The following is a 14,433-nucleotide window of genomic DNA, read 5'->3' on the forward strand; positions in this document are numbered from 1 at the left end:
TAACATAAGGGGAATTTAAAATTGGACAGTATTAAGCAATATTTCCACTTTGTTCGTCCTTATTGGAAAATGATAAGTGCTACCATTGGGATCGGTATACTCAAATTTGGTTTACCTCTTATACTTCCATTGCTATTGGCATATGTTGTTGACGAACTCATTATTAATCATGACTTAACTCAAGAGGAAAAGCTGAGACAGCTTGCGATGATGATGGCGGCTGCCTTTTTTATCTTCACTTTTATCCGTTACCCTGTTGAATACTACAGGCAATATTTTGCCCAATGGGTCGGTAATAAAATTCTTTTTGATATCAGAGATCGTTTATTTGATCACTTACAGAAATTATCAATCCGTTACTACCACAATCACAAAGCAGGAGAAGTGATTTCACGGGTCATTCACGACGTAGAACAAACGAAGAACTTTGTGATGACTGGTCTCATGAATCTGTGGCTTGACCTGGTTACGCTCATGATTGCCATTGTACTTATGATGGTATTCTTAGACTTTTGGTTAACGATTGTGGCCATTGCGGTGCTCCCTTTATACGGTATCTCAGTCAAATATTTTTATCAACGGTTAAGAGCTCTAACGAGGGAGAGATCTCAAGCACTTGCAGAAATGCAGGGACACCTACACGAACGTGTACAAGGGATGCCCGTCGTCCAAAGCTTCGCGATTGAGTCGCATGAACAACAACAGTTTGAGAACAAAAATCGTCATTTCCTACATAAAGCGCTGAGCCATACTCGCTGGAATGCTAAGACCTTTGCTGTCGTGAATACCATTACTGACATTGCCCCATTGTTAGTCATTTCTTACGGTGGGTACCAGGCCATTGTGGGCACGATATCTCCAGGTGAGCTAAGTGCATTCGTATTGTATTTAGAGCGTATATACGGACCATTACGTCGTTTGGTTAACTCATCGACCATTCTCACCCAAGCGATTGCTTCAATGGATAGGGTGTTGGAGCTGATGAACGAACCTTACGATATTAAGAATGTTTCCAATCCAAAGCATCCTTCACAGGTAACAGGACACTTAGAGTTTAACAACGTCGAGATGTCATATGGTGAAGAAGACCCACCCGTGCTGAAAAATATCAATCTCAATATTAGGAGTGGGGAGACTGTTGCATTTGTTGGGATGAGTGGAGGCGGTAAATCCTCTCTAATTAGCCTTATTCCACGTTTTTATGATGTGTCATCAGGCCAAATTATACTAGACGGAGTAGATTTGAGAGAGTATGAGCTCCATTCACTACGTAAGAATATTGGGATGGTTTTACAGGACTCTATCCTCTTCAGTGATTCGATACGTGAAAATATTATGATGGGGAATCCAGAGGCGACAGAGGAGCAAATGATTCAAGCAGCCAAAGCCGCTAACGCGCATGACTTTATTATGGAACTTCCTCAAGGTTATGATACACCGATTGGAGAGCGTGGGGTGAAACTATCTGGCGGGCAAAAACAACGCGTCTCTATTGCACGTGTGTTCTTAAATGACCCACCAATTTTAATTTTAGATGAAGCGACATCCGCATTAGACTTGGAATCGGAGAAAGCCATTCAAGACTCAATAGAGAGGTTGGCCAAAAATCGCACGACGTTAATCGTCGCTCATCGATTGTCTACGATTACTCACGCTGACAACATTGTTGTCCTAGAAAATGGCCAAATTGCAGAAACTGGGACGCATGACAATCTGATGTCCCGTAAAGGCACCTACTATGATTTATTCCAAATTCAAGAGTTACAATAGAGAAAATAATAAAGAAAGAGGGGTATCAATGAAACGTTTGATACCCCTCAACTAATTTATCCAATCTTTCGAGAGCGTTAGAGTAGTCGATAATTTGAGCGATTAATGGAAAAAGGTTAATAGCAGCGTCTCCAGATAAAATGTCGTCTTCATGGCTCTCGTACGGTGTTTTTAGTGCACCATGTTTAATCGTGCTTTCATCCTCTATATGCTTGTCGTTTAAGAGTGCGGAAGGCACCATTTGTAGATACTTTTCAAGTAGAAGTCGTCGACCTTCAGACGCTTCTTCATATGGCAGGTGTGGGTGCTGACTTTTAATTTTACCTTCATACTTGAGAAGGATTTTTTCATGATAATTACACAACACATCGACTTCACGGTCAATCATCGCTTGCAGTTCTTCAGACATCTGTGTGAGGTCGGACTGGTGCTTCTCGAACTGAGTCAACAAGTACAAAGCCTGATTAGTGACCTTGAGCATTTCCCGAAAGAGGACGAGTGTTCGTGTCTTGGAATATTTCACTTTTCTAAGATAAGTTCTTTCTTCTTTGAACAACAGGTATAATTGTTCACACTCAATAAATTCCTCACGAAGTCGTTTTGTCTCTTCCTTATATAGTCTCTCTTCATACTCATGGTACGTGCATGAGCGTAAATAGCCCATAATGTGTTGATTTAGGTCGTGCACTTTAGCGTATAGCTTATCCTCATAACGAGGCGGAAGAAAAATAACGTTAACGAGAAAGGAAGCCCCTATCCCCGTCATAATAAGTGTAAATCTTTCGAGTGCAAAGATAAAAAAATTGCCTGTGGTACTTTCCATGATCGCAATAACTGTCACAATGGATAAGGGAATACTTTTCTCAAACTTAAATTGAATGTTTACGGCAATCACAAGAATAACAACCATCCCCACGACAAACGGTTCGTTTCCTAAAAGGGATGTAAATAATACGGCTAAAACTGCACCAATAATATTGGCCTGTAACTGATCTAAAATGTTTTGCCATGAACGATATAATGATGGCTGTACGGCTAATACCGCAGCTAATGCAGCAAACAGAACAGGGGAGAGCCCTGCTAATTTGGCTACATATAAAGAAATAGACACTGCAATGCCTGTTTTAATAATTCTAGCTCCGAGTTTCATGTCAATCCCTTTCGTATCTGCTTGTCATTAATCTATAAGACCTTATTAGACCTTATTAGATACATGATATCATTTTAATTTTAAATATATGTGAACGCAATGGGGATTTTTTAACTGAATAAAAGTCCAACACAACAGTTGTTGAAAAAAGAAGGCTACGTAACCATTAATTTGTACGTAGCCTTCTCTATATATTTTACGTTTTAAATTCTTTTAAACAACTGTTTAAAGAATACGCTAAATTACTCTGTAGACACTGCAGGGTCTGCCTGTTGCTGAATAGGTACCACCTGAACAAAGTGATCTCCACAATGATTCTTAAGGTTTAGAATTTCTTCAGCCTTCGCTTGTTGGCCAGAACTCAAGAGCTCCTCAATGTAAATGGTTAGCAGTTCTTGAACGTCTTGTTTACCATGATCGGATAATGCTTCGATGTTTACTTTGGCTGATTTGGCGATACGTCGCTGAATAGCATTGACGTCAAGTCCCATATCTGGTTGAATACGGAGGTACACGACACCACCTGTCATACCAGAGCACATCCAAGGCCCTGGATCACCCATAACAAGGGCACGACCATTCGTCATGTATTCGAATGCAAAGCCTTTAATGTTTGCTCTCGCACCAATGCCTCCTAAATCATCTTGAATAGGGCCTTGTAATTCGCCACCGATGATCACATCTGCACCTGAGAGACGAATACCTGCTCTTGCATCCGCGTTTCCTTGTACGACAAACGTACCCTTCTGTGCGCCGTAACAGAACCCTTTACCGACAGAACCATTGATGAACTGTTGGTACTTATTCTTGGCCTTTAAGATACTGGTAAGGCCGCCGAAAGATGTTTTACCCACACCATCCTGTGCGCCACCTTGGACACGTATAGTGACACCATCTGCGTTAAAGGCTGCTAAGCCGTTACCAGGGACAGAACCTGACTCAAAGGATAGCGTGACCTTCGGTAGAGATGAGTATGACCCATCTAGACGGTCCTTCACACGAGCGCCTGAATAACGACTTCCGAGTACGCGTTGATCAGATAGTACATTGCGGAAGTGCTGTTGGATCGGTTGATCATAGGACACATACAGATTAGATTCTACGTGAGCCTCAGCTCCAGCCGCTACGGCTAGCTTAGCCTCAGCTTGTGTCTTAACCGCTTGTTGCGTGAGGACAGTTGTTTCACTTTGTTTAGCCGTCGCAAGTAACGGTTGTAAATCAAGTTTCTCCAACTCTCTAACCTGAATGAGTAAGTCAGAACGTCCGACGAGATCTTGCGTGCGTTCAAAACCAAGAGAAGCGGTGAGACGTTGTAACTCTTTACCAAACGCAGTATACATCGCTTTAAGGCCAGATACAGCCAGATCCTCTTTTCTTGGAACAAAACGCTTTAAACCCTTCTCATGAGCTTCTTCTAATGAATCGATTTGGGTTGCAATACCAACGTGACAAGTATCTAAGTGACAACCGCGGCAAGTCGTACAACCAACGGCAACCATAGAGAGGGTACCAAAGCCGATACGATTAGCGCCAAGCATCATAACCTTAAGCGCATCGAGTGCACTTTTGACACCACCGTCACCCCATACCTCAATCTCTTCTCTCAAACCTGCTTCAATTAAAGCTTGGTGCGCAAGTTTTACACCAATTTCAACAGGAAGACCTACGTGTTGAAGGGCATGGATGCGGGCTGCACCAGTACCGCCGTCGAAACCACTTAAGCTGATCACGTCAGCGCCAGCTTTAGCAATTCCAACCGCAATAGTCCCGATATTGGGCACAACCGGAACTTTGACAATAACCTGTGCCTCGTTATTAGCCGTTTTTAACTCTGTGATAATTTGCGCCAGATCCTCAATAGAGTAAATATCATGGTTATTTGAAGGGGAGATAAGGTCAGAGCCAAGTGTTGCGTTACGTGCCGCAGCCACTTTTGCCGTTACCTTAGATCCTGGAAGATGCCCACCTTCACCAGGCTTAGCACCTTGGCCAATTTTTATTTCTAATAGATTAGATGAATTCGCTAATTCAACGTTCACACCGAAACGTCCAGAAGCGACCTGTAATCCCCTCGTACGCGGATACTTCCCAAGCATATCCTTAATTTCTCCGCCTTCACCGTTAATACTGATCATGTTGAGCTGTTCGGCAGCTTCAGCATATGCCCGGTAAGCTGTTTCATTTTGAGAACCGAAGGACATGGAACTAATAATAAACGGTAGGTCATGGTCACCCACGCCGATATTTACCTTTTGAGGTTCGGGTTTCGCGTTGTCTTTCACCACGTCATAGTTTAAATCAGCAACGTGACGTATGGAGACAGGGTTTTGCTTCTCAATGTCTTCTAGCTTTGTCGCATACTCTTCGTATTCAAGTTGACCTGAAGCGATCTGACCAATCGGCTTCCATACTCTAGGGAATATACGGAAGGAGCGCCCGGCACGTGCTTTCTCGCTCATAAAGTCTTCGGTACGCTTCCGGCTATCTTCTTCCATATCGGTAAATCCGAGGCCAACGTGATCTGCACCACAGAAGTTTGTGACTTGAAGGACGTCAGCAATCTCATTTTTCAGCCCGATAGAAGAGAAGATACGATTATAACCTCTCAGTTCATGGATACCGATTGTAGACGTGACTTTTTCCAAACCTTTGTTCAATGCTTCGTAAAGGTTACTAGAGCGCTCAGGCTGATCTTCGCTTGCGACCGTTGCAAATAGAAGATAAGGGTTAACAGCGTCTGCACCTAAACCACTAGCCACTGCAATGTCATGAAGAGAACGGATAGCGGCAGATCTAAGAATCAAGCTTGCCTTACGTCTAAGTGAAATCCCTTGGTTATCTCTACAATTAATAAGGTGTTGATCAACTTTAGAGAGAACCAAGTGGGGGTCTATCCATAACGCGCCATCTTGATGAGAATGACGATCATCTAAAACGACAATGTGAGCCCCTTCAAGTATAGCAGTCTCAACTTCTTGAGCTACGCGTTGTAAAGCCGCCGCTAAAGACTCTCCGTCCGCATAAACAGTATTGATAATCTTAGTTTGATCCCCACCAAAATAAGCGAGCGTTTGTTCATATGATAGCGAGTCTATGGTTGGTGTAACTCTTTCACCAAACTTACCTTCCAGTAGGATAGGGGAAGGGAGCTCTAGACGCCGTTTTTGTCTATCTGTCTTCTGTGCTGTGATCGGTGAACGGGGTCCTAAGACTGTCCTTGTAGAGAAATGCTCCATTTCTCTTTCTCTATCTATAGCCGGGTTGGTAACAACAGCCACGCTTTCTTTCAAATAGTCCGCAATATTTTGACGCTCTTTTGATAGCGCGGCCAAAGGCGCATCGTGACCAAGGGACCTCACGGGATCAGCGCCGTTAGAAGCCATCTGTTCAGCTAACTGAATCTGATCACGTTCCCATCCGAAAGCACTGTACCATTGATCAGTAAACTGTATGTCTTCCTCAACCTCTGTTGTTTGTGGTAAATCAGGAGTGTTCAGCATGTGATGGGCTTGAGAAATATTCTTCTTCTCTTGATATCGATCGAGCACTTCTTGTTGTAGCTCGTGGTGCTCATAAATCTCGACCATACCCTCTCTGAGGCGCACACCTACTTTTTCACCAGGTGCTAAGGCCTTCGGCTCTGCAATCATATCTGTTGCTGGAATGAGCCCCTGTTCAGAGGAAAAGTATAACGTGTCATCTGACTCTACAACCCAAAGAGGGCGTAGTCCGAGAGCATCTACACTGAAGACACATTCATCCTGATACCGTGAGACAATCCCTGCTGGACCTTGTGCAAAATGTCCCCATGTTTGTCTAATATCAACGTATAAGTCCTGTAATTCTTCTTTAAGGTGTTTAATTTCATTAATAATAGGCGGGAATACCATTTCCAATGCTTCGAATAAACTGAAGCCATAACGATGAATCAAAGTTTCAATGGTACGGTTAAGATCTTGAGAGTCACTACCACCTTCAACAAGGGGTGCATTAATCATCTGGGCTTCTTGCCGCAGTTGGTGGATCGTGTTAATCTCACCGTTATGCCCGATGACGCTAAATGGTTGGACACGGAAAAAGTTCGATAATGTATTTGTAGAATAACGATTATGTCCAATTGTCGCGCTGGATCCAAATAAAGGATGGCCTAGATCGACGAAATACTTTGGTAGGATATTTGCTGCGCCCATGACTTTGTAAACACAATTTGAATTGCTGATTGAAGCGACGTGCACATCATGTTTGTTTTCAATCAATACTTGTAATTCAAACAGTTGTTGTGCGGTAGTTGTTGAAACTTGATCCTCTTGAACAGTCCCGGCAATCTGCCAAAAAAGAGGCTCATCTTTGCTACCATTAGGTCCTAATGAATCGGAGTTAACTTGGTCCTCGAGTTCAAGATGAATGTCACAATGATGCGTTTTCAACATCTGACGTACATCCTCTTGAATCTCTCTAACATCCGTCACTCTTGGGATAAATAGGTGAGCGACGAAAAAGTTCTCAGAAAAGACCAGATTAGCTGGCAAGTTGGCTTGATCAAAACGTTCTTTCCATAATTCTCTAGGTATGTCAGTTTGGAGACCACATCCGTCACCCTCACCGTTAATAAAACCAGACCTGTGCTCCATTTTAATAAGAGCATCGACCGTGTGTAGGATGTTTTGATGTGTCGGTTTTCCATCTTTGTTGACGACAGCGATAATACCACAGCTGTCATGCTCTACATGATGGAAATCTTTAAACTGACTTGGGTTCCACCTTTCACTCATACAACTGGTCAGCTAGTCTGACCTTCACCTCCTGTAAGATTAATTGACAAGTATCTCAATAATAGCATGAAAATTCAGACCTAACAAGTCGAAAACGACTATTTATTCAAATGTAAGCGTTTTTATACATGAATAAATACTTAATTTGGTGGTTAAAACCTGTATTTATAATTTGGCTACTGCATAACTATGCAATCATGTAAGCGTTTTCTTTGTATATAAATTAATGTCCTAATAACGGTCTGTACGTGAAGTTTCCCTTAAGAGATAAAGATCGTTTTATGACTAAATAAAAACTGAATAACAGATAACCGTAAGTCCTCATTAACCAATGAAATTATATTCTAACATAAAAAAGCCCCAAGCATAAAAAATCAGCATGGAGCTTTTTGCATTATGATTAGGCTTATAAAATTACGTCCTTGAAGCCATCCCCACTAAAGACACTGTCAACCGCTTCTAAAGTATCTGCTATGTCTTGTTGAGTATGGGCAGTCGTGATAAACCAAGCTTCGTACTTAGAAGGCGCAAGGTTAATGCCGTGTTGAAGCATGCCTTTGAAGAAAGTGGCAAACATTTCTCCGTCACTCTTCTCCGCGCCTTCATAATCTGTGACATGATCCACACCAAAGTAAACGGTGAATGCCCCACAGATACGGTTGATACTTAGGGGGATGCGATGTTTTTCAGCTAGTGTGAGGATACCATCCTCAAGTTGAGAACCCAACTCATCCAAATAATCATAAGTACCCTGTTCTTGTAATACTTCTAGGCAAGCAATGCCGCTGGAGATAGAAGCTGGATTTCCAGCCATGGTTCCAGCTTGATAAGCCGGACCGAGAGGCGCAACCTGCTCCATAATGTCTTTTTTTCCACCGTACGCCCCGATCGGTAAGCCTCCACCAATAATCTTACCGAGCGCAGTCATGTCAGGTTCAACGCCAAGTAAGTTTTGGGCACCACCATACATGAACCTGAATGCCGTGATGACCTCATCGTATATCACTAAGGCACCCGCTTCGTGAGTCAGACGATTGACTTCCTCTAAGAAACCTTCCTTGGGGGCGACGATACCAAAGTTACCTACGATAGGTTCTACTAAGACAGCAGCGATGTCATCTCCCCATTTTTCTAAAGCAGCTTTATATGCATCTATATTATTAAAAGGAACCGTTATAACATCCTGAGCGATATTCTGAGGAATCCCAGCGCTATCAGGAATACCTAATGTAGAGGGGCCCGACCCCGCAGCCACAAGCACGAGATCAGAGTGCCCATGGTAACAACCAGAAAACTTAATAATTTTATCTCTATTCGTGAAAGCTCGGGCTACTCTAATTGTTGTCATGACCGCTTCAGTTCCAGAGTTAACAAATCTGATTCTCTCCATAGAGGGTATAGCGTCACGAATCATATGACCAAATTGAATCTCTAACTGAGTCGGTGTTCCGTATAGCACTCCTTTTTGGGCTGCTCGAGAAATAGCTTCAGTAATATGGGGATGAGCATGTCCCGTAATAATCGGACCGTAAGCGCCCAAATAATCAATGTAACGATTGTCATCTTCGTCCCAAAAATAGGCACCTTGGGCATGTGACATAAAAATCGGTGTGCCGCCACCAACACCTTTATATGCTCTAGAGGGGCTGTTCACACCACCTAGGATGACGTCTAATGCTTGTTCATAAAGTGCCTCAGAACGACTATGATTCATTTTGAAAACCTCCTTCTGTCAAATCCACCTTGATCTTATTTAGTTGTTCTCCTTCAGACATATCGATAAACTCAAAGGTCACTTTTGTATGACCTGTCTTATCTATCATTTTATCTAAAGGCAACACGATCAGGTCTACGCTCTCGTTCTCGGCAACCCTTGGATCTGCCGTATAAAAACCTATCTGTACAAGACCTTCAGAAGCCAGGATCTTTTTCATGTTATCCTTTATGCCCGACATGAAGTATAGATTTTTGCTATCGAGTAGATATAAGAAAGGATCACCTGTTTCGGGGTTAATAATCCGAGTCGAGCCATCTATGAACTCTACTTTCATATCAACATTGTTATTTGTGAAGATATGAGGGTAGTCGGGTGTGGTTTGAAAAAATTCGGCACCATCCACGTTAGTCTCTACATTCAACACACAACCTGTGAGAGATAATACAGAAGTAACCATCACTAAGACTAGAAAAAGAGCCCTCTGGGAAACCATGTTGTCAACACCTTTTCATCTCGTATGTCACCTAAAGTTGTTCATTTTGTTACTTCATAAAATATAGAACAAACCGCTAGTTAACAGAACATATGGTATTTCACTACAATGCCGTCAGAAGCTTAAGGCACCCAAAAGTATACCACATATCTAAAGGATAAAGCACATATCTTATACAAAGGAGGACAAGGGATGAATGAGGCCTTATTGCTCTCTACAATGTTGATCAGCTGTTGGGTGATGTTACGAAGCTTAAAAGATTTAATGAAAATGCACCCAGCTCACTTTCAAGCATTTTCTACGAAACACTTTGTTTTATTAGGATATGTTTATCTTGTGATTATTATAGGGTTTGCCACGATATATATCGGCTTATTACTTTTAGGCGTCCAGAGTGTACTCAGTATCTCCCTAAATCATACCAATGGATTAGTGGACATAGCGAATATATTATACTTTAGTACAATGACGTTACTCACTGTGGGATATGGAGATATCATTCCCATCGGCGTAGGGAAATTAATTGCCAGCCTGCAAGCGCTTATAGGCTACTTATTACCCGCTGCATTTATCGCCTCAGGCATCATACAACACAAAGAATAATCCAATAATAAGCGATAGTGTTATTTCATTGTTTACTTGAAATATTGTGAGGAAAACTGAGGCAAACGTGGAATTTTTGATGATAATGGACGTCTGTCTATACCTACTGAAGGTTTGATCATATGATGATATTGGGAATAACGATTACCTCCTCCAAAATGGTGTACGCGAACGCTGCGTACACATTTTTTTACATCTTTCTTGGACGAGTTTCTTCTAATTTCCGAGGAAATATTTTTCCCATCGACATAAAGTGGTGATAAAAAGGCATGAATTTTTGTTTTCGTGTAAACTATGTGTCACATTGACATATCATAATAGCGAACGTATAGAGGATTTTTACCTTTTTTAGCGAATGGTTATTATAAATAAAGAGGGGGGATACAGAATGAAACTCATGATCTGTATTGCTCACCAGCGCTACGGGACAAAAATGATCAAACACCTCAGTGAAAAAGGGTACCGTGTGACAAAGTTGGCGAGTAGTGGTGGTTTCTTGAAAGAAGGCAAAGACACGTTGTTGATCGGGGTGTCGAATCAAGACATAAAGCAGCTTAAATCAGAAATGCGGTCGGCCGTTGATGCTTTGGACAAAGAAAAAGGCTGGCAGCACAAAGAAGAGAATCGGTATACCTCCTTCGTTGTTGATGGACAAAATAGTATAGCAATACCCAGGTAAACCTTATTGTTTGACAAGTTCCTATATGGTCGATAAACTAAACAAGAATCATTTTAATGTAATAATTCATATTAATATTATATCTTTTAATGAAACGGAGGGAGATGGACATGGCGCATTTGCAACAAGCATTGGAGAAGCTTAAGGACAGAGGGGTTCGTATGACACCGCAACGTCACGCCATTTTAGCATATCTGTTTGAGGCCATGAATCATCCCACAGCAGACGAAATTTATAAAGCGCTAGAAGATAAGTTTCCGAGCATGAGTGTAGCCACTGTATATAATAACCTTAGGTTGTTCAAAGAAGCAGATCTTGTACGTGAATTGACATATGGTGATTCATCTAGTCGTTTTGATGCAGACGTCCACCAGCATTATCATGTTATATGTAAAGATTGTGGAAAGATCGTTGATTTCGACTATCCTTGCTTAGATGATGTCGAAAATGTAGCTTCAAAAGAAACGGGATTTAAGATTGAGTCTCATCGTATGGAAGTATATGGTGTTTGTCATCAATGTCATGAAACCGAGGAAAAGGGTTCAAGCAATCATGAAAAAGAGCATCAAAAGGTATAACAGAAGCCTTACTTGTCTCGAGAGTCACCTCTTATTATAGAGGGGCTTTTTTTGTTACCACTAAACTCCTACCCATAGCCTATTTATTTTTTGATAAAATAAAGGGGACTGGGAGAGGGAGGCAAAATAATGCAAACTGAAAACGCTTATCAACCGAGGCATCGCACACATAGGAAGCAATGGTACCGTTGGGGTATCATATCCTTTTTCTTAGCATTAATAATTACTTTTGGTGTGATCTTATTAATATTCGCAGATCGAGCGAACCAAGAACAAAGCAATCCTTATCCAGAAGCGGTGCAAACTGATGGACAAGGAACATTGTACCCGCTTATCGTTAATGGAGATATTTCAACACAACACGATGTGCTAGTAGATAATGAAGAGTTTTTTGTTCCGTATGAACTCTTTTTAGAGCATATTGATGATACCGTTAGTTATGATGAGGCATCAGAAACATTTATATTTACCGCTAACAATGAAGTCGTGACTTTACAAAGCATGTATTTAACAAATGAGCTCAAGGACGAACAAGTAACATTAAACTTTCCAGTGAGAAATATAGATGGACAGTCGTACATTCCCTTTTCACCTTTCGAGCAGGTGTATCCTGTTGAGTTTAAATATTATGATGAAAGTCAAATCGTAGAACTTAACACATTCAACACACCTAAAATGAAGGCAGAGGTCAGCATTCCAGCAGATCATCAGGAGGATGAATTACCAACGACATTTATACGAACGGAACCAACATATCAAGCACCATATGTAACAGACATACAACATGGCACACCGGTGGAAATGCTTGAAGAGAGAGAGAATTGGTATCAAGTCAAATCCAATGAGGGTTGGATAGGCTACATACCAAAAGATGAGGTCACGATAAACGGGGCTGAAGTAGAAGAATGGACCAAACCTGAACGGACTTATGCACCGTGGAATCCCATTGCGGGTAAAATAAATCTAACCTGGGAACACGTGGTTAGCCGAAACCCTGATACAGATAACATTGAGCCTATGAATGGGGTGAACGTGGTTTCCCCTACATGGTTCCATCTAAAGGATGGGACTGGTGGTCTAAAAAACTTAGCAGATAAACAATATGTGTCTTGGGCGCATGGAAATGGTTATCAAGTATGGGGACTCGTGACTAATGACTTTAACCCTGATATGACTCATGAACTGCTATCGTCCTATGAGAATAGAAAGAACATGATTAACCAACTCATATACTACTCGGAGTTGTATAACTTAGACGGTATTAATGTAGACTTTGAAAATGTTTACTTGAAGGACAAAGAGAATTTAGTTCAATTTATGAGAGAGTTAACGCCTTATTTACATGAAATGGGGTTGGTGGTCTCAATTGATGTGACCATTAAATCAGATAGTGAGATGTGGTCCTTATTTTTAGATCGAGAAAAACTGGCTGGCATTGTAGATTATATGATGGTCATGACGTATGACGAACATTGGGGGAGCAGTCCAGTAGCAGGCTCGGTCGCTTCCTTACCTTGGGTGGAAAGAGGATTGCAAGGAGTTTTAGAAGAAGTGCCCAATGAGAAGTTGGTATTAGGCGTCCCTTTCTACACAAGGATATGGGCTGAAGAAGAAACTGCGGACGGTAGTACGAACGTGTCCTCAAGGGCTTTTTCGATGAACGGTGTCAATGATTGGATCGAAGAAAATAACGTACAGTTAACGGTTGATCAAAGCAGCGGACAATATTATGGAGAATATTATGATGATGAGGAACAGATTCGTTACCGTGTTTGGCTAGAGGATGAATATTCAATGGCACAAAGAATAGAACTGGTACACAAGTATGATTTGGCAGGTGTAGCCTCTTGGAGAAGAGGGTTTGAAGAAACACAAATATGGGACGTGATCCAAAAAGGATTAGAGCAACGGTTAAACGAACAATGAAGTTGAACAAACAAAGAAGCTAAACAGTTAAAGAACTCAAAAGGTGATAAATAAAGTTGAACTAAAAAAAGGAAGGGGAGCACTCCTTCCTTTTTATTATGATAATCGGTTACGCCATTACATTAATGTTGATTAGATATGATTTTATATTAATGAAAGAATAAAAAATTGCCTTTTATAAAGTTTAGCATTCGTCAGAGTCAACATTTATACAAGCAGATTATTATTGATGCTTAGTTATGATGCTTGCAACACATGTGCGACATGATAATTAAGACTTTGTATCAAAATCGTTGTTCGTGGCCAGTTTTTTATCTAATGTAAGCTTTTGTTTGCAATACATACATTCATCAACTCTACCCAGCACCTTTGTTTTCTTTTCGCAACTAGGACAAGTGACATATGCTGCTTGTGTTGAAATGAAACCGACCCAAAAGTATATAACAGTACTAAGTAACACCATTGAAACACCTAAAACCATAAATAAGGTAACTGCCCATTGTGCGGTTACAAGGAATGAACCATAAGTCACGATCATACCTCCAAAGACCAGCCCTAAGGCAAAGGTGCGTATAAGGTTTATCTTTCCCTTCATTTTGATGGCCTCCTTTGGTTAAAGTATAGCACAACTATTAAGATTAGGACGAGGGAAGGTCAGTGTATTAACTGATTGTTTTGTGGCAAGAAAAAATAATACAATAAAAAATATCACTAGCATTGCATTAATTAAGTTTGAACATTCATA

Annotated in this window: 10 protein-coding genes; 5 read left to right on the plus strand and 5 right to left on the minus strand. The window is 41.2% G+C overall.

What is annotated here, in order from left to right:
* Positions 1–21 precede the first annotated feature (21 nt).
* On the plus strand, positions 22–1,770 hold the full coding sequence (locus JKM87_RS13940) for an ABC transporter ATP-binding protein (protein ID WP_272899219.1): 1,749 nt from the start codon (positions 22–24) through the stop codon (positions 1,768–1,770).
* A 25-nt stretch (positions 1,771–1,795) separates the two neighbouring features.
* Here JKM87_RS13940 and JKM87_RS13945 read toward each other — a convergent pair whose 3' ends face one another.
* The 4 genes from JKM87_RS13945 to JKM87_RS13960 all read right to left on the minus strand — a co-directional run bounded on the left by JKM87_RS13945 (position 1,796) and on the right by JKM87_RS13960 (position 9,902).
* On the minus strand, positions 1,796–2,920 hold the full coding sequence (locus JKM87_RS13945; RefSeq protein ID WP_202080984.1) for an FUSC family protein: 1,125 nt from the start codon (positions 2,918–2,920) through the stop codon (positions 1,796–1,798).
* Positions 2,921–3,162: 242 nt separating this feature from the next.
* A complete protein-coding gene (locus JKM87_RS13950) occupies positions 3,163–7,692 on the minus strand; it encodes a glutamate synthase-related protein (RefSeq protein WP_202080985.1) in 4,530 nt (1,509 codons plus the stop codon).
* 406 nt (positions 7,693–8,098) lie between these two features.
* Positions 8,099–9,406 (minus strand): glutamate-1-semialdehyde 2,1-aminomutase, encoded by a 1,308-nt coding sequence (locus JKM87_RS13955; RefSeq protein WP_202080986.1) that lies wholly within the window; start codon positions 9,404–9,406, stop codon positions 8,099–8,101.
* Positions 9,396–9,902 (minus strand): hypothetical protein, encoded by a 507-nt coding sequence (locus JKM87_RS13960; protein ID WP_202080987.1) that lies wholly within the window; start codon positions 9,900–9,902, stop codon positions 9,396–9,398. Before JKM87_RS13960 ends, JKM87_RS13955 begins: the two co-directional genes overlap by 11 nt.
* A gap of 192 nt (positions 9,903–10,094) precedes the next feature.
* On the opposite strand from JKM87_RS13960, the gene JKM87_RS13965 reads away from it, so the two are divergent.
* From JKM87_RS13965 to JKM87_RS13980, 4 genes are all read left to right on the plus strand, one after another.
* Positions 10,095–10,505: a potassium channel family protein gene (locus tag JKM87_RS13965; protein WP_202080988.1), complete on the plus strand. Its 411-nt coding sequence runs from the start codon at positions 10,095–10,097 to the stop codon at positions 10,503–10,505.
* A gap of 388 nt (positions 10,506–10,893) precedes the next feature.
* Positions 10,894–11,184 carry a cyclic-di-AMP receptor gene (locus tag JKM87_RS13970; RefSeq protein ID WP_202080989.1) on the plus strand — a complete coding sequence of 97 codons (291 nt, stop codon included), beginning with the start codon at positions 10,894–10,896 and terminating at the stop codon, positions 11,182–11,184.
* Positions 11,185–11,288: 104 nt separating this feature from the next.
* Positions 11,289–11,762: a peroxide-responsive transcriptional repressor PerR gene (gene perR / locus JKM87_RS13975; protein ID WP_236838835.1), complete on the plus strand. Its 474-nt coding sequence runs from the start codon at positions 11,289–11,291 to the stop codon at positions 11,760–11,762.
* A 129-nt stretch (positions 11,763–11,891) separates the two neighbouring features.
* The gene (locus tag JKM87_RS13980) at positions 11,892–13,688 is read left to right on the plus strand and encodes a glycosyl hydrolase family 18 protein (protein ID WP_202080991.1); all 1,797 of its coding nucleotides are present in this window, start codon (positions 11,892–11,894) and stop codon (positions 13,686–13,688) included.
* A 271-nt stretch (positions 13,689–13,959) separates the two neighbouring features.
* On the opposite strand, the gene JKM87_RS13985 is transcribed toward JKM87_RS13980, so the two are convergent.
* On the minus strand, positions 13,960–14,283 hold the full coding sequence (locus tag JKM87_RS13985) for a DUF2614 family zinc ribbon-containing protein (RefSeq protein WP_202080992.1): 324 nt from the start codon (positions 14,281–14,283) through the stop codon (positions 13,960–13,962).
* Positions 14,284–14,433: the final 150 nt, after the last annotated feature.

Origin of the sequence: Caldalkalibacillus salinus, assembly GCF_016745835.1 — a bacterium.
In the GTDB taxonomy this organism is placed as follows: Bacteria; Bacillota; Bacilli; order Caldalkalibacillales; family JCM-10596; genus Caldalkalibacillus_A; species Caldalkalibacillus_A salinus.

What these genes read in the sequence shown, in the direction of transcription:
- JKM87_RS13965 (WP_202080988.1), top strand. Translation starts at nt 10,095, where the DNA reads ATGAATGAGGCCTTATTGCTCTCTACAATGTTGATCAGCTGTTGGGTG.
- perR (WP_236838835.1), top strand. Translation starts at nt 11,289, where the DNA reads ATGGACATGGCGCATTTGCAACAAGCATTGGAGAAGCTTAAGGACAGA.
- JKM87_RS13960 (WP_202080987.1), bottom strand. Translation starts at nt 9,902, where the DNA reads ATGGTTTCCCAGAGGGCTCTTTTTCTAGTCTTAGTGATGGTTACTTCT.
- JKM87_RS13955 (WP_202080986.1), bottom strand. Translation starts at nt 9,406, where the DNA reads ATGAATCATAGTCGTTCTGAGGCACTTTATGAACAAGCATTAGACGTC.
- JKM87_RS13970 (WP_202080989.1), top strand. Translation starts at nt 10,894, where the DNA reads ATGAAACTCATGATCTGTATTGCTCACCAGCGCTACGGGACAAAAATG.
- JKM87_RS13985 (WP_202080992.1), bottom strand. Translation starts at nt 14,283, where the DNA reads ATGAAGGGAAAGATAAACCTTATACGCACCTTTGCCTTAGGGCTGGTC.
- JKM87_RS13980 (WP_202080991.1), top strand. Translation starts at nt 11,892, where the DNA reads ATGCAAACTGAAAACGCTTATCAACCGAGGCATCGCACACATAGGAAG.
- JKM87_RS13950 (WP_202080985.1), bottom strand. Translation starts at nt 7,692, where the DNA reads ATGAGTGAAAGGTGGAACCCAAGTCAGTTTAAAGATTTCCATCATGTA.
- JKM87_RS13945 (WP_202080984.1), bottom strand. Translation starts at nt 2,920, where the DNA reads ATGAAACTCGGAGCTAGAATTATTAAAACAGGCATTGCAGTGTCTATT.